Source organism: Phormidium sp. FACHB-592 (genome assembly GCF_014695795.1).
In the GTDB taxonomy this organism is placed as follows: Bacteria; Cyanobacteriota; Cyanobacteriia; order Leptolyngbyales; family Leptolyngbyaceae; genus Stenomitos.
The window spans coordinates 1-23632 of sequence record NZ_JACJOZ010000074.1 but is presented as its reverse complement, the minus strand read 5'-3'; the positions used below and the strand labels follow the sequence as shown (position 1 = coordinate 23632).

Sequence of the window (23632 nt, the reverse complement as noted above, 5' to 3'; positions counted from 1 at the left end):
ACGATTATGTGATGGAGCCAAATTACCGTTGTTGTATCAGTTGTCGTAAAATTGCCACAAAGCAAGCCTTTTGGCGCATTGTCCGAGTAGCTCCGTCTCAAGCCGACTCGCCTCCATACGTGCAGCTAGACAGTGGAATGGGGCGATCAGCATACCTTTGCCCACAAACAACCTGTCTTCAACTGGCGCAGAAAAAAAATCGTCTGGGTCGGGCGCTTAAAGCAGCCGTAGCGGATGAATTGTTTCAGGCCCTCTGGCAGCGGCTTGCTAACAGTAGTGAGGCAACTCAGCATGAGGTGAACCAGACAAATTTGCCAGACTAGCAAAACTAGATCAGCGAAACAGCAATCGTACCAGCCTAAAGACTGACGAAATAGCTTGATCCCCATCTGCCCATAGTTAACACTCTGCAAAAAAGAGGCAATTTCGCTTAACTATTGCACGCAAAAGGGCAGGTATTAGCTAGACTAATAGCGTTAGTTTTGGCTACCAAGACGGTAACTTATGCTTTGATTCGGTGCAGTCTCTATAGCAATCTGGCAAGCAGCATTACGAGCTTCTTTCGCGGAAGCTCCAAATCGGGTTCGTATGTTACTTATCGGATACTCCTCAACCGCATTGCCCTACTTGAGAGTCACAAGTTAAACGCTACTGTCTCCTCAAAAGGAACTTTCTAATGGTCTGAGAAGGGACGGTAACCCAGGTAATGCTTAACCGCCGTTTTCTACTTCCCAAGGTTGCAGGTAGTGCCTCTGCTCCACTCTCATACCAACTTATTCTGTATAGATAAAAATCTATGCTTTAGCCAAGAAGCTTATTCTGAAGCTATGCTTTGCGGCGGATTTGTCAAAGGTAGGTTAGTGTGAGAAGAGTGAATGTTTGGATTGGGGGTTAATTTTGATAGAAATCGGAACGTGAAATTGGGACAGTACCACCATATTCATGCAAGATTAGGAGAGAGAACTCTGTGTAAATCGTGGGCATTGCCCATGTAGCTCTGGGACTGTTGTAATGAGAAGCTAGAGCCACCCCGATCGGAATCAGTAGGTCTTTTGTTCCCAGTGTGGAAACGAGTTCAATTTGAATCCAATGTCGTTTTAGTCAAAGCAGCAGGCAATTATGTGAAAACAGGATAGGTAGCGAGGGCAGAGTGGATGAATAATGGCAAGGTCAGAATTTACGAGTTATCAAGGGAATTGAATTTGGACAATAAGGATTTATTAGCCGTTTGCGAACAGTTGAGTATTTCAGTAAAAAGCCATAGCAGCACCATTACTGATTCTGAAGCTGAGTTAATTCGTACGGCTGCCGAGAAATATACTGCCAATCGTCCCTCTCCTGCTAAGTCTGCCCCATCTCGTAACGGGGCTAACTCTCAGGCGGCAGAGGCAAAGGCGAAAGCAGCCGCTCCAGTGCAGAAGAAGCAGCAAATTCTTGAAATTCGCAAGCCAATCATTCGCCAAGCGCCCAGCCCGGAACCACCTCAACAACCGAGTCCGAGCGCTCCTCAACCAGTGGCGATCGATCCGCCTGCAATGCCCGCTAATCCAGCGCCACCCAGACCATCAGGGCCGAGCCGTCCAGCCCATCCTGCTACGGCGAACGCTCCAGTAACCGATACAGCGGTTCGTCCTGAACCCGCTATACCTTCATCAGAGCCTCTGACTAATGAGTCTGTTGATGACTTAGATGACTCTAGTGCTGAGTTAGAAAGCAATACTAAGTTGGAAAGTGTTCAAGAAGCGCCTATAGCACCTCCAGAAGCTCCAATAGAGGCTACTCCTGCTGTTGCTAGCAGTTCTTCTAACATTAGTCAGCCTGAATTGTCGGGTCCACCTGCACGCCCCGCTCCGCCCAGTGCCTCGATCAATGCACAACGGGTCAATTTGACCAATCGACCCCTTCTGAAGCGTGCGCGATCGGAGCAGGTACCTCAGACAGTCAATGAATCTGTAGAGCCTGTAGGACGTACAGATAGTGCTGTTGACTCGCCACCAAGGGTGCCAAGACCTGCTGCTCCTGTTAATCGGGCTCCTGGTCCTGTAAGACCGACTGATCCTCGTTCTGCTCCTAAGCCGCAGACGATCGTTGAGTTGCGTCGTCCACCTCGTCCTGTTCGCCCCGGCGAAGGCTCTGTCGAGAGTTCACGACCTACCGAAGGCGTAGTGCTGCGAGTCAACCGACCGAATGCACCTTCGGCTAGTGCTCCAACTGCTCCTGGTGCAACGGCGTCTCCAGATGCACTATTGCAAGCTAGACCAACGCTACCGCGTGCTAAAAAAGCTAAGAGTTGGCAGGAGGAAGAAGAGGAAGGACGCGAAGCTGAAAAAGCCGCTAAGGTGGCTGGCAAGACAAAGCGCCGTACTCAAGTTTCGGTAGAGGATGAAGACGAAGATATCGACAGCCTTCTGAACAAAGACGGTGATGCAGCCGCGCCAGTCAGCTTGTCTCTGGTGCGTCCTGCGAAGCCAAAGTCTACCCGCGTACCTCAGGTGAAAGCGCCGACAGCAGCACCCAGGGCGAAAAGAGCTTCAGGTGGTTCGCGCGATCGACGCGATCGACGTGAACAGGAAGTCAAGGTTGAAAAGCCGACGACGATTGTGCTTCACGGTGGTTTGACCGTGCAAGAGCTATCTTCCATCATGTCAATCCCTGATACGGATATTATCCGTACTCTGTTTATGAAGGGGATCGCAGCAACTGTTACCCAGACGCTGGATATCGCTACTGCCACAATGGTGGCGCAAGAGTTGGGCGTTGAGGTTGAAACGGGTCAGCGAGAAGCTGAGGCGAAGAAAATCACTGAGATGATCGATGCCGATGACCTGGAAAAACTCCAGCGTCGTCCGCCTGTTGTCACTATCATGGGGCACGTTGACCATGGTAAAACAACCTTGCTTGATGCGATTCGTAAGACTAAGGTTGCTCAAGGCGAAGCGGGTGGCATTACCCAACATATTGGTGCTTACCACGTCGATGTTGAGCATGAAGGGCAGATGCAGCAGGTTGTCTTCCTTGACACGCCTGGTCACGAAGCCTTCACGGCAATGCGGGCACGGGGTGCAAGAGTTACGGATATTGCCATTCTGGTAGTGGCTGCTGACGACGGTGTGCGTCCGCAGACAATCGAAGCAATCAGCCACGCTAAAGCAGCAGAAGTACCTATCATCGTTGCCATTAACAAGGTTGATAAGGAAGAAGCACAGCCTGACCGCGTGAAGCAAGAACTGACCGAGTACGGTTTAGTGCCCGAAGAATGGGGCGGCGATACCGTGATGGTAGCGGTTAGTGCGATTTCGGGTGAGAACCTGGATACTCTGCTGGAGATGATCCTGCTGGTGTCTGAAGTAGAAGACCTCTATGCCAACCCCGATCGCTCTGCGAGAGGAACGGTAATTGAGGCTCATCTCGACAAAGCGAAGGGACCTGTGGCAACACTACTGATTCAAAACGGTACGCTACGGGTGGGTGATACGATCGTTGCTGGCTCTGCTCTTGGTAAAGTGCGGGCAATGGTGGACGATCGTGGTCAGCGTGTTAAGCAAGCAGACCCATCCTTTGCAGTCGAGGTACTGGGTCTGGGCGATGTGCCAGCCGCTGGTGACGACTTTCAAGTCTTTGATGACGAGAAAGAAGCCCGTTCAGTTGCATCAGATAAAACAGATGAGCAACGTCAGTCTCGTCTACTACAGGCAATGTCTTCACGCCGCGTCAGCTTGAATACTCTCTCGGCACGTGCTCAAGAAGGTGAACTCAAGGAACTAAACCTGGTCTTAAAAGCAGATGTGCAGGGTTCTGTAGAAGCGCTCTTAGGTGCTCTCAAGCAGTTACCCCAAAACGAGGTACAGGTGCGCGTGTTGTATGCTGCTCCTGGTGAAATCAGTGAAACTGACGTTGACCTTGCAGCCGCTAGTGATGCCGTCATGATTGGGTTTAACACCACGTTGGCAACTGGAGCGCGTCAGGCAGCTGATCGCGCTGGCGTTGATGTGCGTGAGTACAACATCATCTACGCCCTATTAGATGATATCCAAGCTGCGATGGAAGGGTTACTTGAACCCGAACTTATTGAAGAAGCTCTGGGTCAGGCTGAAGTACGCGCCGTCTTCCCTGTGGGACGCGGTGCAGTTGCAGGCTGTTATGTTCAATCTGGCAAGATTGTCCGTAACTGTAAGGTGCGGATTCGTCGCGGCAACGAAGTCGTTTACGAAGGCAATCTAGATTCGCTGAAGCGGATGAAGGAAGATGCCCGTGAAGTTAACTCCGGTTATGAGTGTGGTATCGGTATTGATAGCTTCAACGCTTGGAAGGAAAGCGATGTCATTGAAGCGTATCGTATGATTACTAAGCGCCGGACGCTTTCGCCAAAATAATCACTTAGCTAGATGATGAGTCTATGAAGCAAAGTGGGGTTACTTCAAAGTGACCCCACTTTTTTGTTCGGTCGCCCCTCTCAAAAACAATGCGGTGCTAGCAGTATTGATTGCTAATTGCGCTTGTCAAAGGAGTACATCAGGTTTAGCTGTGAAATCTCGCTAAGCCACCGAAGAGCAGCAGCCATGCCGCTACAATGAGCCAATGTATCGTGACCGGAACCCAAATAGAGCCGTTTTCTAAATAAAATATTGTGCAAACAATGCCAATCAACCCTGCGCAATTAGAAAGGCAGGTTCTCTAAAAAAGAGCGGAGTAAACGGATGTAAGTGATACGCCATAAACCCAAACCAACTAAGTAGGCTAAAAATCCATTGCTTTGAAGTTGGAAATTCTGTTGGATGGGGCAGTAGTACAACACGAAAACCTAATTCTTCTAGCAACGCTGGCATGAAAAACGTTCCTGTAATGATGCTAAGAATGGTTTGCCAGGACGACTGAATCTTAATTTTAAGGAAGCCTAACGTAAAATCGATCGGCAAGTAAAGAACAGCAAAAATGACGATCAGCTCAACTGCTTATACCTAATCTTTTGCACATGGGATAGTAACAAACGCAGATGTAATGCGACGCAAAAGGCTTTGCACTTAGAAGTTTACTCTGAGCAAAGAACTGCTTGCCGGCAAGGTGACATTCTACAGTATGCCTAGCAACAGTACGAAGTTGGAAAGAATACAGCTTCCTTTACTTGTGCAAACCAATCGGCTTTGTAAGACGAGTGGCTTATCCGACTTGAACTACTGCTCCGCAGTTCGACGGTGACTCAACTCTAGAGACTCTTACAATGGCTTGAAATAGTAGCTTAAGTCCGTGTTGTAATACAGTGAACTTCTTACCAACTGCTGCTCCTTGGCAGTGACTAAAATCACCTTTGCATATGACGAGACGCATTGGTTTAGAGTGATATATAGCAGTGGCATAACTGATAACAAACACAGGGAGCCAGTGATTAACTACAGCATTTAACTAGACAACTTCGTCCACTGTATAGGTAGGTGAGTGTATCTTTTTTGATGCTTTACAGTTATCGATTATCACGCCGATCTGGCAACCTGGAGATGTTATGGACATGACGATCGATGCGATCGATGCAAGGGTAGTACCACCTGTAGCACTTGCATATACTAAAGCTTTAACGCTACCGCACCTTGCATCAGCAGTAAGACCACGTTTCCTCGTCCTTCAGCCCAACGGATCGCTGAACCAGGCTAACAGCAGTGACTTTCAACATGGGTTGGAAAGCATACTAGAACAAGCAACAGACGGTGTAATTGTCGATTTATTATGGGTTGGCTCATTGGATGCATACGGTATTGCAGCGCTGGTCGCAGGTATTCAACGCGCTACAGCGCTTGGTAAACAGATGCTGTTCCAAGCACTGGATGCAAAGAGCCGCCTTGCATTAGAAATCGAGTGGGCACAGCAGCAAGAAAGCAGTGTTGGCGCTTGGAAACATACCTTTAGCAGCAATCTAGAGGCGTTTTTAGACAATTTCACACACGGATAAGCGTTTCTATCTAGCTCGAGAGTTGCTCTAAGTAGCCAGGCGTAATTATTTAATTGTTTATAAGACGCATTTCGACTGAGCGCTCACGCCGAAGTCCCAATGCTCTTAGTTCTATATGTAGGTGGGTTAAGCGCAGTCTAAACCTGGTCCCTCAGTGGTGGTTAACTTAGCCCTCCTACTTAACAGCTAGCTAAATGAGCGTCCTGACAGTAAGTCTTGCCTCAGTGGTGAAGTCTGAGGCTGACAAGCTGTGATTTATGCCCGGTGCAGTTGGTCGCTCCCTAAACATGCAGGGCAGCTCTATAAATATCCGTACAATTTTTGGGGTTTTGACTACAACATTGATTGCGTTGGCTGATTCACCTTGAATTACGCTCTGGTTACCTTGTGGCGTAGGTTTCTAAATAATTCGACTATCCCTATATGCACTAGCAGGCTTAGTTGCTGGCAGTTGCAGAAATGCCTCTGGCACCAAAGAGCTGGCAGGGTTTGTACTATTGTAGTGATCCAACTTTTCAGGTTGCTTCATTGCTATGCTAGTCTTCTAGGCTCAACACTATTGCATCTCTTAAAAAATCCCTTGCGATCGATGCGATCGTGCTTAAGAGTTTCTACACTAGAGTCGAGGCTATTTATTTTTGTTCTGTAGTGGAAGGATTGACCGCAGAAGTTATCAAATAGTCATTGCTTAAAATGTGATCGGGGCGATCGGCAGGTGAATGTCTCAGCCTGCACTGCTAATCTTGTACACCGCAGAAAGGAAAGGAATGTCATGGGATTATTTGACCGTGTGAGCCGGGTCGTGAGAGCCAACTTGAATGATGTCGTTAGTAAGGCAGAAGACCCCGAAAAAATTCTTGAACAAACTGTCATCGACATGCAAGAGGATCTGGTGCAGCTACGGCAAGCCGTTGCCAGCGCGATCGCCAGCCAAAAGCGTAGTCAGCAGCAGTACAATCAGGCTCAAACCGAAGCAAATAACTGGCAACAACGGGCGCAGCTAGCCCTCCAAAAAGGTGATGAGAATTTGGCGCGCGAAGCTCTTGTTCGTAAGAAAACTAACAGCGAAACAGCAGCCAGTCTCAAGACTCAGCTTGATCAACAGGTGACGATGGTTGATACACTCAAGCGAAACCTAATTGCTCTAGAAGGCAAAATCTCAGAAGCAAAAACTAAGAAGGATATGCTCAAAGCGCGGGCAAGTGCTGCCAAAGCCAATGAGCAACTGCAAAACACCGTGGGTCGCTTGGGCACTGGCAGCGCAATGGGTGCTTTTGAGCGCATGGAAGACAAAGTGTTGCAAATGGAGGCTCGATCGCAAGCCTCAGCAGAACTTGCCGGTGCAGATCTGGAGAGTCAGTTTGCGTTGCTGGAATCCGGCAACGGTGTTGATGATGAACTGGCAGCAATGAAGGCGCAATTACTGGGACCAGCAACACCTCAGACACAGGCACAGCTTCCTGGTACTGCAACGGCAGCGCCAACAACTGCGCAAGCTTCAGCAACTGCCGCCGCCGATCCTGCTGTCGATGCTGAACTTGAAGATCTAAAGACAAAGCTCGATCAGTTGTAGAGTGCAATTGTAAAAAGAACGGCTAGAGGATAAGACTGGTTAACCTTTAGCCGTTCCTGTTTGTCTAGAAATGGCAAAACACGCCAGAATACGGAAGCATTATTTTGTTGACATGGTTATGGAACGGGTATGAGTAGCGTCATTACAATTTCGGACACGGAGTTTGAAGCAGAGGTTTTGCAGGCAACCCAACCCGTACTGGTGTATTTTTGGGCAAGCTGGTGTGGTCCGTGTCGTCTAATGACATCGGTAGTAAATGGGATGGCAACGACCTACGGCGATCGCCTCAAGATTGTCAAAATGGAGGTCGACCCTAACCCCGCTGCCGTTGCAACATACAAAATCGAGGGTGTCCCTGCGTTCCGGTTGTTCAAAACTGGAGAAGTCTTGGAGTCAACTGAAGGCGCAATTAGCAAGCAAAAGCTAGAGGGTTTTCTGAGTCCTCATCTTGCCTAAGGTGACAGTCAGGGCGGTGCTCCCTCACGATGTGAAAATGTCTTTAAGGACTATGAGGTCTTGCCTGCTGCGGGAACTCTGATTTCGGTTACGCTATGCGATGCATCTTGTTCAGTTGCCTAACGTTGCCCCAACTTTTTAGAGATCCTTCTACTCTTATTAGGGCTACCAGCTTAACTGGCTAACGTCAGTTGAGTCTGCTGCATTAATAGCGCACATTCCCTTAGAAATTCTCTGCAAAGGTAAACGTCAGGGCAGAGGCTATTCTGCAAACCTATCGACTTCAGGGCTAGCAGTTCAGCCGCGAACCGTTCAGCATAGAATAAGGGATAAGAGCAATATAGATTTGAACAGTGGGAGTAATGTTTGTGACGACAACTGCCGCCTCGACTGCTTCTGCGGAAACGATCGTGCTATCACCTAGTTACAATCTGCCGATCGCCATTGTGTTCTTGGCTGTCCCTCTGTTTTTTGTACAGGTATGGGTGAGTGTGGCGACCGCGCTGTTTGGGTTCTTTTTACTGGTTCAAGCCGCGACGTTGCGACTTTCCTTTACCGAGACGGCATTGGACATTGAGCGGGGGCAAACGCTGATTCGCCGCTTCCCTTACCAGGATTGGCAAAACTGGCGCATTTTTTGGTCGCCTGTGCCGATTCTCTTTTACTTTAAAGAGGTCAACAGCATTCACTTTCTACCCATTCTCTTTGACCCTAAAGCGTTACGGGCTTGCCTTGACGCTCGTTGTCGTCTTTCCTAAGCGCTAGTTGTACAGTTGCTTGATAGAAGGCTCTCAGTCTTGCTGGCGACTAGTGATCAACAACTTAAAACTGCATTGCATATGAACCCAGACGAATTACCAACGACGACGGGTAGAGAGAACTACCAGCCTGAAGCCTCTGCGACCTTTGACCTTGCTAAACCAATCTTTGAGGAGACAAGCGATCGCTCAACGTCGGAGCCTCTCGGTATTCAGGAAGCGTCTGCCCAGGCACTGCTTGAAGAGGAAAAACTGCCCTTAGTAGAGCGACTTGAGGTAGAGCAGGCACAACCGTCTAACGCTTCAGCCCCACCAACTGTGACAGAGATGGAACAACGAGTCGCCGATCTCCAGCGGCGTGAACAAACCTTAAGACGAGAAATTGCCACACTACAGGCTTCGCAAGTCCGTCTTGAAGAGGAAACGGCAGCATCGCAGGCAGCTTTGGGGCGGTTGGTGCAGGAAGGATTAAAAGAGTTGGAGCAACGTAAACAGGCTCTTCAGGTTAGCGTCGAGCAACTTGAGCGCCGCCAAGAACGGGTTCGCAACGAAATGCGAACAACCTTTGCTGGAGTGTCACAGGATTTAGCAATCCGGGTGCAAAGCTTTAAAGACTACCTGGTTGGTAGTTTGCAAGATTTGGCGCTTGCGGCAGAACAGTTAGAGTTGCCCCAACCTGGTACTGCTGTTAAAGCGGTTGATCGAGTCGCCGTTAAGGAATCGTCATCGCAGCAAACGACTGCACCCCAATTTGGTGAACAAAGCTTTCAAGAGCAAGCGAAGAAAATTCGCAATCTGCTGGATCAGTACCGGAATCGTCCTGACTATTATGGCTCTGCGTGGCAGCTTCGACGTACCTTTGAACCCGTTCATGCTGATCGTGTTTCCAACTGGTTCTTTACTCAGGGTGGACGTGGTGCAGTGCGAACAATGGGCAGTCGCTTGCAGAATATCTTGATTGCCTCAGCGACCGTTTCGATTTTGTACACCCTGTATGGCGATCGTCTACGTACCTTAGTGCTTGCTCAATCGCCTGAACGGTTAGGTGAATGGCGACGGGGTTTACAAGATTGTCTCGGTATTACCCGTGGTGAGTTTGGTCCAGAACGTGGTGTTGGCTTATTTGAAGACCCCATGCCGCTGACCCAAAAAGCTGATCGTCTCGTGAAAGATGGACTATTGCCGCTAATCATCATTGACGAAACGGAAGATGAGATTAGTCTGTCGTTGCTACAATTTCCACTTTGGTTAGCGTTTGCGCCCAATCCTCAAGTGCCGACCTATTCGTATTAAAGTTGTTAGGTGCTTAGTTGTTAGTTATGGGCGTGCTCGCTACTCCTGGCTTACAACGAGCGATGCCCTGATGCATTAAGGAAAGCAAGCGATGGCACTTTGGGTTGCCTTGAATGGGCTGCTGCTTATAGGAGCTTATTTACTAGGCTCAATACCGCCTGGGTATTGGGCAGGAAGATTATTGAAAGGTATTGACATTCGAGAGCATGGGTCTGGCTCGACAGGTGCTACGAATGTCTTACGCACAGTGGGTAAAGTTCCAGCCCTGGTAGTGCTGCTGATTGATGTCTTTAAAGGAGCAGCGGCGATCGCGCTTATTCACTGGTTCTACGTCTTTGTTCAGGCTCAAACGTTTTTGCCTTCAGCTATAGAAATCACGCTGTGGTTACCGTGGATGATTACTTTGTCCGGTATGGCAGCGTTGTTAGGACATAGCAAGTCGGTTTTTCTTGGCTTCACTGGGGGCAAATCGGTCGCAACCAGTTTGGGCGTGCTGCTAGCCATGAGTTGGATAGTTGGCGTTGGTACGCTGACAGTGTTTGCGCTGGTGCTGGCAATGTCCAGGATTGTGTCGTTAAGTTCGATCGCAGGAGCGATCGCGGTTTCTGGTTTCATGTTGCTTACACACCAGCCCTTACCTTACATCCTGTTTGGTCTTCTAGGCGGACTCTACGTCATCCTCCGCCACCGCTCTAACATCCAACGTCTGCTCTCTGGTGATGAACCCCAATTGGGACAAACAGTACCAGAAGCTAGCAGTCAGCCGCCATCGTGAGGTTATAGGACCGCTACGTGCAACCTTCCTACAGGCTTGTCATACAGTGCGTTCTCTAAAAGGATACGATTCTAGAGCTTCAGCAGTTTTCTACCTAGCTTTGTCATGGCGCTCAAAATTATTGATCACTTCGATAGCAGTTTTACTCTAGACCCAGATGCAAAAGCAGCGTTGTTTGAGTTGCTGACGAGTGGCCCTTTTCTTCAGCAGGTTGCTCAACAGGCGCAGTGCCAAGCGGTAGAGTTTACCGAATTACTTTTTCAACCTGTTCCCTATAGTGCAGCAACGCCGAAAGGAATGCCAGCCGAGTTCGAGAAATTTCAAAATGCTGCTGGTTACGTCATCATCAATGTGCCGCCCAATTTCATGTTTAAAGCAAAAATCTTTAAGCCGAGTCGGCTTTGTGCAATTTATCGGCACAGCAACGAGTCTTAGTGAGAGTTTTAGCTGAAAGAAAGGCTAAGGCTAAACGTAATCCTTTCCTCTGCCAAAAATAGTTAATAAGAAAGGATAAAGCTAAATGCTGTAGCTTGCTCCTTTGAAGGAGTAGGTTAAAAGCAACTTTTCATCCTTACCTCTTGCTCCCCATCTTTTACAAAATGTCTTCCCAAACTGATACACCGACACTTTCCAGTCTGGAAGCTCTTACCTACATTGACGATCGCGGTCAACTGCCGGAACAATTTCAGGGCAAAGTGGGCGTGTATGCCATTTTTGATCAACAGCAAACGCTGCAATATATTGGCTACTCACGCGATGTTTATTTAAGCCTGAAGCAGCATTTAGTCCGTCAACCAGACCAATGTTATGGGCTAAAGGTGCTAACCATCGATCGCCCCAATCGCACGATCTTGGAAGAAATTCGGACAACGTGGATCAGCGAGAACGGGTCGGTGCCGTTGGGCAACAGTGCGGATGAAGGCAAGTGGACGCAGGCGATCGATGCGAAGGCGCAAATGACACCAGCGGAACAAGCTAGCTATACAGGGGCGATCGATGAACTTGCTCAAACGAAAGTACTCAAGCAGGTGGCTCGTCGAGTGGAGGCAGCAATTCTTGAAGTGCTAAAATCTCGCGGCGTTCAAGTCGAAATTCGCTTCAATCCCAAACTAAAAGAAACAGGATTGCTGGATTTAAAGTAATTGTGTTACTTCATAAAGGCTCTTCTGGCTTGCATTTTGTGTATGGTTTAGCGATCGCGCTATACTCTTCCCACCTTTACCGACTGTGATTAGCACTGATCAATGCATCAACCCTTGGAGTAGGAATCTGTTCCCAGATGTATTGCTCCGTTTTATGGAAGACACCAAAATATTCCAGCGTTGTGTTTTGCTGCAAACCTGCTACTAAAAGATCTTCGCATTCGGTGTTGAAGGCTCCCGTTAAAACTGTTAAGCGTTTAAGCCGGAGACGATTGGCGGCATAAGCAACATCAGATGAATGCTCTGGTTCGTCAGTAATATCATCACCGCTGAAATACCAGAAAAGACCTAAAAATTCTACTTGTGGCGCCCTGTCAGGAGCTTCATTTTGTATCAGTGTGTCAACGAAGCAGCGTATGGCACCCGGCATAAAAGTAGTGCAAAGAAGAATCAGATTGCGGGTCGGTCCACCTTTAATGATTTCAGCTACAGCAGCGGCAGCAGGCACGGTTAACGCCAGATAGGGACGACCACCCTCCGGTAGCCTTTCACCCCACTGCTGGTAAACAATAAACTGGTTGCGGGGAGAGTAAAGATTCGATTGGCTCAAGCGCAGATTCTCGATCGTATCCACTTCGATCGGTTCTTGCGGCTCCAAGTAAGTCGTAACTTTCAGGTCATGCGGCGATCTAGGATCAAACCAGGGCTGTCTAGCACAAATTTCTTGTTGCAATGAACGTACCTTATAAGCAGCATATTCCTTTCCTCTCCTCTTGCTTTCCTGACGAGTTTGCCAAGAGTTTGATATACGAGAGTAGATGAGGTACAGAATCAGAGCTGGCAACGTTATGAAGATTAGACAGATAAAGGCAGTGAAGATTATAGAAAAGGTCATGTGTCAGTATCTATCTACCGGTTGAAAACAGCTTTATTCTGCTCAACGCTTCAATGACCTTCCCATTCCTAAGGATCAACCCAACAGCCATCTGATTTGATCAAATTAATCAATTCTTCAACGCCTTGTGCTTCGGGTACTTTTTTGATTTCATCACGCCCACGGTAAAGCGAAATCCAACCTGCTTGCTTGCCGACGTACCCGTAGTCTGCGTCTGCCATTTCACCAGGACCATTGACGATGCAGCCCATGACCGCAATATTCAACCCAGTGAGATGGTTGGTTGCATTCCGAACTTTATGCAGCACTTCTTCAAGATTAAAGAGCGTGCGTCCACACGACGGGCAGGCAACATATTCTACCATGGTGCGCCGCAACCCTAGCGCTTGCAGAATGCTGTAGCAGACAGGAATCTCTTTTTCGGGTGCTTCAGTGAGAGATACACGAATCGTATCGCCAATGCCTTCTGCCAAAAGGGTACCGATGCCAGCAGTGGACTTGATACGCCCATACTCACCATCGCCTGCTTCAGTCACGCCTAGATGCAACGGGTACTCCATACCCAACTCATTCATACGCTGCACCATGAGGCGGTTAGCGGCGAGCATGACAGGCACTCTAGAGGCTTTGAGCGAAAGTTCTAGATGGTAATAGTCAAGTGATTCGCAGATGCGAATAAACTCTAGCGCTGACTCAACCATGCCTTCGGGCGTGTCGCCATAGGTAAACATCATGCGTTCTGCCAGGGAACCGTGGTTCACGCCAATTCGCATGGATTTATTCTGGTCGCGGAGCGAAACGACAAGGGGTTCTAACGTTTCGCGTATCTTCTCGCCAATGTCGTCAAACTCAGTTTGGGTGTATTCAGTGCGATCACTCTTCGGCTTCTCAAACACATACAGCCCTGGATTAATGCGCACATTATCAACGTGCTTAGCGGCTTCAAGCGCAATTTTCAATCCGTTATGGTGCACATCTGCCACCAACGGCACAGGCTGGTAGGTCGCAAGCAGCCGACGTTTAATCTCCTCCATCGCCTTGGCGTGCGCCATGCTAGGGACAGTCACGCGCACAATTTCGCAGCCAATTTCATGCAAGCGACGAATAGCAGCAACCGATCCTTCAATGTCCAGCGTGTCTTCGTTGATCATGGACTGGACAGCCACAGGATGCTGACCGCCGATCGTAATGCTCCCTACAGGCACAGAGCGAGTTTTACGACGCTGAATGGTGGTATCAGTGGTTGCGGTAAGAGGTGTTGCGGCGGTGGGTGGGCTAGGCAGAGTTTGCATACGCTATTAATTAAGTCTTGGCAGCAAGACAGGATAATTTGTCTCTGTTCTTACAGATTGCCATAGATGGGGCAAGTTTGACGGTTAAGACACGGCAAAATCTTGGGTACAGAAGGATCTACAACTGCCCTCAAGCCCCAAAGTTTAAACCTGACGCAACAATAGCGATCGCACTCGGTTTACCGTGCAGCGCTACGAGCCTCTTCACGAGGTTTTGCTTTATTCACTTTAAGCTGGCGACCCATCCATTCGGCACCGTCTAGCTCGGCGATCGCGGCATCTTCCTGAGCATCTTCAGCAAGTTCCACAAAGGCAAAGCCACGTAAGCGGCCCGTTTCGCGATCAGATGGAAGAGATATGCGTTTAACCGAGCCGTATTCAGCAAAGACTTCGGTCAGGTCTTCAGGAGTTGCCTGGTAGGACAAATTGCCAACGTAGATAGTCATAGGATGATCAGATGGAGGGGGCGAAGGATTTGTGCAAAACCCTACAAGCAGGTCATAGCACATCGCTTCCCTCTCATTCTGAAAAATCTGATACCTGTAGAGGCGATTGGTTATGGGTTAGCACACTTTAATCGATCGAAATCGACTTGGGCGCACCGCTATTGCCATTATTGCCCCCAATCGTTGATGACGTTGTAGTGCTGCCCGCCTGCTGATCAAGCCAGCTTTTCACCGGATCTTCAGACAGATTAAGGCGAAAGACCCCAGAGAGAAAGCCACCTAAAAATGCCACAGGTTGTTGCGAAAACTCTTGCCAAAGGGGGGTTAGTTCATCAAGAAACACAGATAAAGGCTCCTGTAAGATACGAATTTGAGCTTGTATCAGCGTCGCACTGCTAGACAACATTGATGGAGCAAATGCTTTGCGATGCCTGCATTGTCTGAACGCTGACCGTTGTTTCTTTGGTGATTGTAACGCGAAGCGAATTTGTCTCGCAGGTAAAGAGCCATTTTCGCTTCAGGTAAGGAGTGAGCGAGTATGAGAATGCCGACTGTCTTTAGTAAAAGAACTGCGCTTGTTCTAACCGCTCACTTCGCTCCCCTGACTACTTCTTCTCCGGCAGCATACATTTGTCGCTATCACAGCCAGCAGGACCTTCAGCCAGACTAAAGCCAGAGTCATAGCGGCTAAGGGCAGCGTAAAAGTCACTGGTTTGTTGCTTGGTCTTGACGTCTTGCTGGCGACGATCGAACGTTGCTTTGTCGATTTTTTCAAACGGTAGTCGTGGAAAGGGCGCATCAAACCGCGCTAACAAAGCCGCGCTGATGTAGCCTTCGTCGTTAGCAATCGCCTGGTAAATGCGCTTTGCCAATGGTTCAACTTCGGCTTCGGTCAGTTCGATCGTGGCGCTAGTGTTATGCGCAGTGTAGTAGGTTTGCACCTGCATATAAAAATCAAACTGCGCGAGGGCGGAGAATTTTTCGATTGCGATCGTGTCGGCTCCAGGTAGGTTTGCCCAGGAAACCTCAACGGGAATTTCCACCAACCATTCTGTACAGCGAGAATCAAACGGATCATTTAAGAGATTGCCGTTTTCATCCTTATCTGACTGCGATGGCACAATGTTATAACCGTAGTCCAAGCAAGCCAACGCTACAGGATCGTTTTTGCGGAAGGTAATACGCCGGATAAAGCGCTGGGCTTTCGGCGGATGCCAACCAGGACTAGCCCCAGTCAACAACGATTTGGTGCCTGCTGGCTGCACAGTGGTGCAACGATTAGGACGTTTTAGTTGGTGGCGATCGCAATACTCCCACACCGCTTGATTGACAGTGTCTCGCCAGCGCGACAGGAACACCTGCTCTTTCTGCTTAAACTCCAAACCTGCTATAGTCTCAGGCCTACCAGCCTCCCACCAGCGTAGCCACTCGACTCCAAACGCATGCACAAAGAAATCGAAGAGACCTGTGAACGAAACGCCAACGATCGGGTCGAGGTCACGCGATTTTTGATAACGCGGTTCGGCAAAGCGATGATTCAGCAGGGCTGCAACAGAGAGGGCAGCGGCTTTAAACGCATTTGCTTGCTCATCTAAATTACTAGGATCAAGCTGATTCAGGTGGACTTCTGCAAGGTTGCAATGGAAGTCGGCACCCAAGATTTCACCACATGGATTCAACCCATAGCGCCCCAAACGGTGCTCTCGCTCTTCCACAGACATTTGGGGTTCATGCTGTTGCAGCCACTCGTTTGCGGTGCCCTGTTTGTAGGCCGCTAGAAAGTCAGCTCTGAGTGCTGGTGTCGTTAGTAAATCGCAGTTCGAGCGGGCAATCGCCTCTGGTGCATACTGAATTGCCCCTTCACCAGAATAGAATTGCTTGCGGACAGCATCGACACACTCTTGCTCTGTCGGCTTGTGGTGATACACACGAGTGTGGTTTGCCATCCGCAGAGCATCGCGCTCTGGGTCAATGCGCCAGTTGCCGGCATCATCCTGTTGCCAAAGATTATCCTTGGCAACAGCAAATGCTTCATCACTGCTTACGCCCTGCCGCATCCCTGCTGAGCGCCGGATGTTACCTGCTACAACGGTCGCAGCCGCTTCATCAATCAATAAACAGCATTCTACAGAGGTCAACTGCCGACCGATCGCTTTATTTAGTAGCGCTGCACAGCGTTCGTACAGTCCTGGTAAACGGATGGGGTTTGCCATGCCGCCAAAACCTTTCAGCACTTCACCTTCGGCGCGGACATCGCTCACGTTAACGGTGACAGAAACATCGCCTGTAAACCGCTTATCAGTCGAAAGCTCCAGTAAAGCTTTGTAAGACTGTACCCAACCCTGACGGCTATCGCCAATGCGGATTTTGACATTATGGTCGTCGATTGTGACTTGGGTGCGATCGTGCCGCTGAGTCGCAGGCGTTGTGCCGATTTCACCTTCTAAACTGACTAACAGACGATTGCGAATAGCTGGCAGTTGGCTAATATAGCGTGGTTCCAGAATGGCGCCAGTGCCACAGCCCATCATGGCAAGATCCATCATGAGCCCAAATGCCTGCCAGTCTATGACATTGGTGCTGGTGCAGTTATAGGCTCCCGAAAAGTTCTCTGGCTTGTTGATCCAGTCTGTGCCACCCACCCACAGCCACCGTCCCGAAGGCAGGCTCTTAAGCTGCTGCTGCATCAGTTGAATCAACGCTGCTTCTTTATGGGTAAGGTGCCCTAACTCGACCAAGCCTTGCGTTGTCCGTTGGATTACGTCTGCTAATGGTTCACGACGGTTTTCGGTGCGGCGGCTATAGGTTCTGAAGAAGACTGGATTGGCAGTGGGAGCGGTTTCTGGAAACTGCCCAGACAAAAAGCTAGAATCCTGCACGGGAACAGGATTGGTTGGCAAGCTATTGGCACGAACTTGATGAAGTTCTCGAACCATAGGTTAAGCGCTCACTTCTTTGGAACGGGGTGGGCTTGGCTAGATGTAGCATCTAGAGATCACAGTCTACACTATCGGTAGAGTTATGGATCAGTAGTGTTTTAGCATAACGTTTGCGAAACGACACAAATTTTGGGCGCGATCGCAACTGGTAGAAGATTGCAAGCCTATTCTAGAAAATCAAAGACGAGCGTCTTCGTAATTACGGCAACCACACTCAAGGAGGAGACAATGAGGGTTTTGTATCTGATTCAAACGTTTAAGAATTTGCCTCAGATCGTACGGCTTGTGCGGACGATTCGGCAGTCAGACCCTTCAGGGGTAGTTTTGATCAGTCACAACCAGGAAGCATTTGTGCTTGAGTTAGTGGCATTTGAAGGGCTGACTGATGTCTACATTGTGAATGTCCCAAGCGGTTGCCGCATTGACTTTTCACTTCCGGCGTCCTACCTCGCGGCGCTTGAACGTGCGCACGAACTCGGAATTCGTTTCGATTGGGTGATCAACTTGACAGGGCAGTGCTACCCGGTACGCCCGCTAAGAGAATTTGTGAGCCTGCTGGAGCGCGCGCAGGTGGATGCCTTTATCGACCATCACCAAGTCTTCGACGAACATGGTCGAGGTGGAGGCATCTGGCCATACGATGAGGCACATGGTCGCTATCACTATCAGTACTACTGGCGGTTTACGCGCACCGAGCCCGCGTGGGTGTGGCGCAAGGTGCTGGGAATCGTACGTGTCATGCTGCACAAGATCCAGCCCTGGGTTCGTCTTGATACCAGTTATGCGCTCCAAATTGGGCTACGCGATCGCACTAACATCGTTGGAGAAGCATTTCCGCTCTTCGGCGGCTCGTACTACATGACCCTTTCGCACCGTGCAGCTAGCTATCTTTGTGAATTCACACGGTCTCATCCTGAAATCACGCTGCATTTTAGCCGGATGAATACGCCGAGCGAAGTTTACCCGCATACCGTCCTAGCGAACAACCCCGAGCTGAAGCTCAGCGGCAAGCACCATTTCTTCTTCGATGTCAACAGTAAGAGGGGACGCCCCTTAACCCTAAAAGTCAAGGATCTAGACAGGATCACTGCGTCTGGCGCGTTCTTTGCGCGTAAGTTTGAGCCAGCGATCGACAGCGCAGTGTTAGACCGCCTTGACCAATCTGTACTGGATACCACGTCAGCCTGAGGTCACGCGAACCGCACGCCGACGTTCTTGCCCATTGAACCGATTGCCTCTGTGCCTATGGCATTAAAACTAATGATACGGGACGCGCGATCGTCTCTCTAATACCTATATCCATTTTTAGCAGTCCACAGGTATTAATGCTGCCGAACTACCTTAGATAGCAAAAATCCCCTGATCTGCCACCAGATCAGGGGAGGGTGCTAGATGCCTTGAGTGAGGCAATGAGTGTCGCCTCAAGAGTGAGGACAACAACTCTTACAGTGTGACCAGATAGCTAGCTGCCTGGCATGACCCAAAGCGTTAGCTACCTATCGTGGCGGCAGGAAGGCGTTTGTAAGGCACAACATCCTCACCAAAATAGCGGACGTACTCAGGGCTATCGACGATCGCTGCCACTGCTGCTTTCAACCCATGATCAGCAAGCAGAGTTTGGTAGTGAGCCGTTTCAGCATGAGCAGGCGCACGACCCAGCAGGTGGCGGAACAGAAACTCAACAACCTTTGCACTAGGGTACGGCGTATAGAAACGGCTGATGTAGCTTTCGGAGCTTACCAATGCCTGCACAAACTCCCGCACTGAGATTTCACCATTGCGAAGCTTGCTTTCTAAGTCGGGACGGTGGAATTGCTCTGGCACTTGACCGCTAGCGACATCCATCACCTGCACATAGATTGCATTGCAAACCAGCGCGATTTCAGCCTGAGTCATACCAGGATTCAAGCGGTAGATGCGGGCAGGCTTGCGACGAGTCGCTTCAGCACTGACCTCAAGTTGACCATCACCATTGCCAGTCGATCGACCCGACTCAACCAACACAGATTGACTGTGAGCGGCTTGGCTTGCCTGTCCCGCTATCTCTGCTAACGCCTGATCCATCAGCGGCATCTTTGCAACATCCATGCGTGGCTTCACAGTGTCAAAACTTGGCACCACCAAGGCGTTGTCTTGCTTCGTCAACTTGTTGTAAAGGGTCTGACTATTAGGGAAGTTAGCAGCAGGCAGCGTCAGGAAGCGGTTATAAGGTACTGTGTCCTCACCGAACGCATGAGCGTATTCGGTGCCATTGACCAAAGCACTAATAAAAGCTTTAAGCCCCTTGGTTGCCAAGAGTTGGTTGTACTTGCGGATTTCTGCCTGATCCAGCGGTGCGCGACCCAGGAAGTGTTTTGTCCCTAGCTCAATCACTTTGGTGTTGGGATACGGCGTGTAGAAATCTTTGATGTAGAGGCTAGAGCAACCCAGCCCTTCAATGAACTCTTTGAGGTTAATTTCACCGTTGCCCAACCTGCTTTCCAGCGCCGAGAATTCATTCTCAACAATGTACGGCGCAATATCACGCTCAAACACTTGACGATAGGCAGCACCAATCAGGGTTCGGAGCGCCATTTTGTCTCTTAGTTCAGTCAGTTTAAAGACTTTCGTTTGCTCGCGCTTCTTGCTAACACCTTGATTACTACGGAACTCAATGTCGGGCTCAGAACGCTGCTCTGACACAGCGCCTAGGGTGACAAAGCGTGGCGTTTCTTCTTGATCCACCCGATTGCCTTTCTCACCGAGGCTACCAAGACGAGAGTTACGCTGTGACAAGCCTGCGGGAGTCAGGTAACGTTCGTAGGGAACGGTGTCCTCACCAAAGGCATCACTGTATTCCTGACTGTCAATGAGGGCATCAACCAGTGCATAGAAGCCTTTCTTGGCACAAATATCGAAATACTTGTTAGTCTCTTGGCGACCGTAAGTGGGGCGACCCACTAAGCGACGATGGATATACTCGACCGCCTTCGTCACATAGAGCGGTGTCCAGTAGAGCGATCGAAACAAGTTGGACTTGGCTAACCGACGCACAAATTCGCGTACCGTGATTTCGCCGTTTTCTAGTTTGATTTCATCTACTTTCAAGCGCTGACCATCGTAGACATCGCGCCCAAAGACTTGCAGGTACGTTGCCTTAATAACTGCCTGCGTAGAACTCTCGGAAAACTTGGTACTGACGCCCTGGGTGTTTGTTTTGCGCCGACCAGTGCCGCCTGTAAAGCTAGGCAGTTGATCCAGTTTGAACACCTTAGGTCCAAGTGAACCAGGAGCGACACCTCGCGCCTCAGGGTTGCTAAGTTGGTTGTTGATGCCTGCACCCTGATTAATCAAAATCCGGCGGGTATCCTTACCAAAGGGGGCAGGGCTGGCGCTGGGGTTTCTCGTTTCTTTCGGAAAGATGGCACCAAACTGGATTTCCAGGGGGTCATTGCCCGAGCCGTAGGGATGTTGATCTGGCAGTGGGCGATCGTAATTCGCAAACGTCGTGAGAAACTGCGGAATCTTACGGAAGGGCGCACTGAAATTAAACAGATCTTGTTGTGGTCCCCAGTTGCGACACTCTTGCGCTTCTTGACCCAGACCACGCAGATAGGGCACCGTTTCTTCGCCAAAGTAGTCGGCATACTCTTTGGAATCTACAAGCGCATCGATCAAAGCTGGCAGACCACCTTTGGAGACGATCGCAAAGTAGGTTTGCACTTCTTCACGCGAGCTGGGACCACGACCTAAGATGTGGCGGAATGCCAGCTCTAGCGCTCGACTGTTAATGTAGGGCTCGTAAAAGTTCTTGCGGTACAGCGGCGACTTGGCAAGGCGACGCACGAACTCTTTCATCGAGATTTCGCCGTTCTTCACCTTAGAGGACAGGTCCGAGATGCCGAGGGAGTAAGCACGGGTAATGTCGCGCTCAAACACCTGCCGGTAGGCTGCTTTGATCACCTCATTCTTTTCAGAGGACGATAGCCCTGGCTTCATCGCGTATTTAGGGCGACGCTCAGCAGCGTTGAAGTAGATCTGGGGCAGTTGCAGCCCTTGCAAATCACTAGAAGCGCGTTGGCGCAGCTTGTCAGACGGAGTTGGCGCCTTAAACTCGGTAATCAGAACATCGAAGTATTCTGTCACGATCGCCGTTGCTGCTTCATCGCGACGGAAGTAGCTCAGGGCAGCCACTTTCATTTCTTGCAATGCCACGATCGTTGCCTCACCTGAGCAGGCACGTTCAATGATTTCTCGCAGACCGCGAACGTTGACTGAAATGATATTTGGATCGCCCGCTACAATCGCATACGTCACATACCGCAGAAACCAGCTCAGATCCCGCAAGGACTTTGCCATGTTGCTGGGACCGTACCGCGCCACGTTAATCGGACGAAAGTTCGCTGGAGTCGTACCACCGCTCGTACTGAACAGCGATCGAATACCATCCAGAAAACCACCACCGGAGCTAACGTATGTTGCTGTTCCCAGCTTCATCGACTCGCGGGTATCCATCCCACCACCAGCCGCCACCATGGCAGGCTCTTCCTGCGGTTTTTCCAAAAACGCCATTGGAGAACCGCCAACAAAAATACGGTTGGCAGCCCGCGAAACAATAATTTCAGCATTTTGAGTCAGCGCTTCAGAAATTTCGAGGCGCTTGGCACCAGAACTGAAATAACCAGCCAACTCGTCCAATTCGCCACGTCCCAGGAAACGATCTTGCTGCTCAGCCTGGGTGATCGTCGCGACTGGGACGGTTTGGTAAAGTTGCGGACGGGCAACCGAGCTTCCACCACTTGCTTTAACACTCATTGATTTCAAAAGCTCCCTTTAACGGATCGTGACTGTGTTAAATCTGACCAGAGTGCCACCTGGCAACCATCCCAAAGCCCTTGCCTTCTAGAGAAAAGCATAATCAGGACTCAAATCTAATGACGGCACAGGGTCTACCAGTTCAATATTTAGGTTAGAACGATGCGAGCCTCAAGACTCGTTGATTAATAAAGTATGTAGACTGCGATCGCTCACTGTATCGTCCGATCATAGGGGATCGAGGTCACGCTCCTGAGAAGGTACAAACGTTTTGTTACAAATCTTCGTTATGTGCGGCAGCATGACTCTTTAAGGCAATCGTTTCACCACGAAGACTGTGTAAACGAATGGGTTTAGGACGCTCTTGCGGATCAGGGTAACGGCATTGCACTGTCTCTCGCACCAATGTTTTTCGTTCTGCAATGGTGTCAGCTTGCGTAAAAATAGATTCGCCAATCACTCTGGCAACGTAACCACCTTCTGGATCGTCTCCTACCAAGAAACTGTCATGGCTATCCTTAGAATGCCGATTCTAGTACCCTAAACTGCAACAATCGCCAGAAAAAGCATGAGCGTTAATCCTGGTTGGTTTTTGCTCCTCGTGTTGGCTGAAGATGCTCAAGTAGCAGAGAGTGTCTTTGAAAAAGCTGTTCAGCAATCTCGCATATATGAGAAAGCAAAAGAATTTCTGCAAAATCGGGCTTTAGAGCCAGACTTAAATCCTAATGATTGGAGCGATTTGTGTCTTGCTTATGACCTTTTCTATCCAGATGGTTTTACCCAAATCCTGGATGACATCGTTGCTGATCGAAGTTCAATCATGCCCGGAGACGAGCTAGAGGAGGCAACCTTAGCTCTTAAGATAACTGATCGTGAAAGTGCCACGATGATACTGTGGGTTGGCTTGGGATATGAGCAAGCAAGCAGGCTTCCAGGCTATTTTGGCAATATGTTCGTTCCGCCAAAGGATGTAGCTGATGTTTTGCAGACAGTGGAGCAAATTTTAGGAGAGCTAAACTCAGCTGAGTTTGATAAGAGGGCAGGGACAGTTCATGCCTTGGGCTATTACAAAAACTTTCCTCAAACGCTTTTATCATTGCTTCTCTCTTCTTTGCGTACTGCTTTACATGAAGGAAATGGACTGTTGGCTTTGAACTATCCACATATCGGTGATCTTCTTTAGTTCTGTGACCGAAGGCGATTGCTCAGAAAGTGTTTGTAAATGCTGGTTAAGCAGGTTTCAAGTTCCTCGTTCGTCGGTTGTTTGTTAACCGCCTCAGCATCAACCGAATCATGACCACATAAACCATGCCTTCATGATTTTCAGG

Annotated in this window: 19 protein-coding genes and 2 pseudogenes; 12 read left to right on the top strand and 9 right to left on the bottom strand. The window is 49.5% G+C overall.

Annotated features, from left to right (window positions below; translation table 11 throughout):
• The first annotated feature begins 11 nt into the window (after window positions 1-11).
• Together H6F86_RS19030 and infB are read left to right on the top strand one after the other, a co-directional pair.
• Window positions 12-323, top strand: a complete 312-nt coding sequence (locus tag H6F86_RS19030) for a YlxR family protein (RefSeq protein ID WP_190450280.1) — start codon at window positions 12-14, stop codon at window positions 321-323.
• A gap of 831 nt (window positions 324-1154) precedes the next feature.
• Complete coding sequence (gene infB, locus H6F86_RS19025; RefSeq protein ID WP_190450279.1) at window positions 1155-4373, top strand: translation initiation factor IF-2; 3219 nt, start codon at window positions 1155-1157, stop codon at window positions 4371-4373.
• A 270-nt stretch (window positions 4374-4643) separates the two neighbouring features.
• Here infB and H6F86_RS19020 read toward each other — a convergent pair whose 3' ends face one another.
• Entirely contained in the window at window positions 4644-4916 is a 273-nt protein-coding gene (locus H6F86_RS19020) for a CPBP family glutamic-type intramembrane protease (RefSeq protein WP_190450278.1), read from the bottom strand.
• Window positions 4917-5497: 581 nt separating this feature from the next.
• Between H6F86_RS19020 and H6F86_RS19015 the strand changes: the two genes are divergently transcribed.
• The 8 genes from H6F86_RS19015 to H6F86_RS18980 all read left to right on the top strand — a co-directional run bounded on the left by H6F86_RS19015 (window position 5498) and on the right by H6F86_RS18980 (window position 11938).
• Entirely contained in the window at window positions 5498-5941 is a 444-nt protein-coding gene (locus tag H6F86_RS19015; RefSeq protein ID WP_190450277.1) for an STAS domain-containing protein, read from the top strand.
• Between the two features lie 772 nt (window positions 5942-6713).
• Complete coding sequence (locus H6F86_RS19010) at window positions 6714-7514, top strand: PspA/IM30 family protein (protein ID WP_190450276.1); 801 nt, start codon at window positions 6714-6716, stop codon at window positions 7512-7514.
• A 129-nt stretch (window positions 7515-7643) separates the two neighbouring features.
• Window positions 7644-7970 (top strand): thioredoxin family protein, encoded by a 327-nt coding sequence (locus H6F86_RS19005; protein WP_190450275.1) that lies wholly within the window; start codon window positions 7644-7646, stop codon window positions 7968-7970.
• Between the two features lie 368 nt (window positions 7971-8338).
• On the top strand, window positions 8339-8728 hold the full coding sequence (locus tag H6F86_RS19000) for a DUF3119 family protein (protein WP_347240688.1): 390 nt from the start codon (window positions 8339-8341) through the stop codon (window positions 8726-8728).
• 327 nt (window positions 8729-9055) lie between these two features.
• Window positions 9056-10021 (top strand): DUF3086 domain-containing protein, encoded by a 966-nt coding sequence (locus H6F86_RS18995; protein WP_347240844.1) that lies wholly within the window; start codon window positions 9056-9058, stop codon window positions 10019-10021.
• A 91-nt stretch (window positions 10022-10112) separates the two neighbouring features.
• A complete protein-coding gene (gene plsY, locus H6F86_RS18990; protein WP_190450272.1) occupies window positions 10113-10796 on the top strand; it encodes a glycerol-3-phosphate 1-O-acyltransferase PlsY in 684 nt (227 codons plus the stop codon).
• Between the two features lie 105 nt (window positions 10797-10901).
• The gene (locus tag H6F86_RS18985; RefSeq protein ID WP_190450271.1) at window positions 10902-11231 is read left to right on the top strand and encodes a hypothetical protein; all 330 of its coding nucleotides are present in this window, start codon (window positions 10902-10904) and stop codon (window positions 11229-11231) included.
• Window positions 11232-11395: 164 nt separating this feature from the next.
• A complete protein-coding gene (locus H6F86_RS18980; RefSeq protein ID WP_190450270.1) occupies window positions 11396-11938 on the top strand; it encodes a GIY-YIG nuclease family protein in 543 nt (180 codons plus the stop codon).
• A 76-nt stretch (window positions 11939-12014) separates the two neighbouring features.
• On the opposite strand, the gene H6F86_RS18975 is transcribed toward H6F86_RS18980, so the two are convergent.
• The 5 genes from H6F86_RS18975 to nrdJ form a co-directional block, all read right to left on the bottom strand.
• Complete coding sequence (locus H6F86_RS18975; protein ID WP_190450269.1) at window positions 12015-12671, bottom strand: hypothetical protein; 657 nt, start codon at window positions 12669-12671, stop codon at window positions 12015-12017.
• A 230-nt stretch (window positions 12672-12901) separates the two neighbouring features.
• Window positions 12902-14125, bottom strand: coding sequence for a (E)-4-hydroxy-3-methylbut-2-enyl-diphosphate synthase (gene ispG, locus H6F86_RS18970; protein WP_190450268.1), 1224 nt, complete (start codon window positions 14123-14125; stop codon window positions 12902-12904).
• A 179-nt stretch (window positions 14126-14304) separates the two neighbouring features.
• A complete protein-coding gene (locus H6F86_RS18965) occupies window positions 14305-14571 on the bottom strand; it encodes an RNA-binding protein (protein WP_190450267.1) in 267 nt (88 codons plus the stop codon).
• A 127-nt stretch (window positions 14572-14698) separates the two neighbouring features.
• Window positions 14699-14914, bottom strand: coding sequence for a hypothetical protein (locus H6F86_RS18960; RefSeq protein WP_190451015.1), 216 nt, complete (start codon window positions 14912-14914; stop codon window positions 14699-14701).
• A gap of 262 nt (window positions 14915-15176) precedes the next feature.
• Window positions 15177-17507 carry a ribonucleoside-triphosphate reductase, adenosylcobalamin-dependent gene (gene nrdJ, locus H6F86_RS18955; RefSeq protein ID WP_190450266.1) on the bottom strand — a complete coding sequence of 777 codons (2331 nt, stop codon included), beginning with the start codon at window positions 17505-17507 and terminating at the stop codon, window positions 15177-15179.
• A 231-nt stretch (window positions 17508-17738) separates the two neighbouring features.
• On the opposite strand from nrdJ, the gene H6F86_RS18950 reads away from it, so the two are divergent.
• Entirely contained in the window at window positions 17739-18698 is a 960-nt protein-coding gene (locus H6F86_RS18950; RefSeq protein WP_190450265.1) for a beta-1,6-N-acetylglucosaminyltransferase, read from the top strand.
• Between the two features lie 300 nt (window positions 18699-18998).
• On the opposite strand, the pseudogene H6F86_RS33200 reads toward H6F86_RS18950, so the two are convergent.
• From H6F86_RS33200 to H6F86_RS18940, 3 genes and pseudogenes are all read right to left on the bottom strand, one after another.
• Window positions 18999-19391, bottom strand: a pseudogene (locus tag H6F86_RS33200) (phycobilisome rod-core linker polypeptide); the annotation flags it as partial.
• Between the two features lie 216 nt (window positions 19392-19607).
• A pseudogene (locus H6F86_RS18945) lies at window positions 19608-22304 on the bottom strand (phycobilisome rod-core linker polypeptide); the annotation flags it as partial.
• 274 nt (window positions 22305-22578) lie between these two features.
• Window positions 22579-22803: a 2-oxoisovalerate dehydrogenase gene (locus tag H6F86_RS18940; protein ID WP_190450263.1), complete on the bottom strand. Its 225-nt coding sequence runs from the start codon at window positions 22801-22803 to the stop codon at window positions 22579-22581.
• Window positions 22804-22872: 69 nt separating this feature from the next.
• On the opposite strand from H6F86_RS18940, the gene H6F86_RS18935 reads away from it, so the two are divergent.
• Window positions 22873-23487, top strand: coding sequence for a hypothetical protein (locus H6F86_RS18935; protein ID WP_190450262.1), 615 nt, complete (start codon window positions 22873-22875; stop codon window positions 23485-23487).
• Window positions 23488-23632: the final 145 nt, after the last annotated feature.

Excerpts from the sequence above, each read along its gene's own strand:
- infB (WP_190450279.1), top strand. The coding sequence starts at position 1,155 with ATGAATAATGGCAAGGTCAGAATTTACGAGTTATCAAGGGAATTGAAT.
- H6F86_RS18980 (WP_190450270.1), top strand. The coding sequence starts at position 11,396 with ATGTCTTCCCAAACTGATACACCGACACTTTCCAGTCTGGAAGCTCTT.
- H6F86_RS18985 (WP_190450271.1), top strand. The coding sequence starts at position 10,902 with ATGGCGCTCAAAATTATTGATCACTTCGATAGCAGTTTTACTCTAGAC.
- H6F86_RS18995 (WP_347240844.1), top strand. The coding sequence starts at position 9,056 with ATGGAACAACGAGTCGCCGATCTCCAGCGGCGTGAACAAACCTTAAGA.
- H6F86_RS18965 (WP_190450267.1), bottom strand. The coding sequence starts at position 14,571 with ATGACTATCTACGTTGGCAATTTGTCCTACCAGGCAACTCCTGAAGAC.
- H6F86_RS19010 (WP_190450276.1), top strand. The coding sequence starts at position 6,714 with ATGGGATTATTTGACCGTGTGAGCCGGGTCGTGAGAGCCAACTTGAAT.
- H6F86_RS19015 (WP_190450277.1), top strand. The coding sequence starts at position 5,498 with ATGGACATGACGATCGATGCGATCGATGCAAGGGTAGTACCACCTGTA.
- H6F86_RS19030 (WP_190450280.1), top strand. The coding sequence starts at position 12 with ATGGAGCCAAATTACCGTTGTTGTATCAGTTGTCGTAAAATTGCCACA.
- H6F86_RS18950 (WP_190450265.1), top strand. The coding sequence starts at position 17,739 with ATGAGGGTTTTGTATCTGATTCAAACGTTTAAGAATTTGCCTCAGATC.
- H6F86_RS19005 (WP_190450275.1), top strand. The coding sequence starts at position 7,644 with ATGAGTAGCGTCATTACAATTTCGGACACGGAGTTTGAAGCAGAGGTT.
- ispG (WP_190450268.1), bottom strand. The coding sequence starts at position 14,125 with ATGCAAACTCTGCCTAGCCCACCCACCGCCGCAACACCTCTTACCGCA.
- H6F86_RS18935 (WP_190450262.1), top strand. The coding sequence starts at position 22,873 with ATGAGCGTTAATCCTGGTTGGTTTTTGCTCCTCGTGTTGGCTGAAGAT.
- plsY (WP_190450272.1), top strand. The coding sequence starts at position 10,113 with ATGGCACTTTGGGTTGCCTTGAATGGGCTGCTGCTTATAGGAGCTTAT.
- nrdJ (WP_190450266.1), bottom strand. The coding sequence starts at position 17,507 with ATGGTTCGAGAACTTCATCAAGTTCGTGCCAATAGCTTGCCAACCAAT.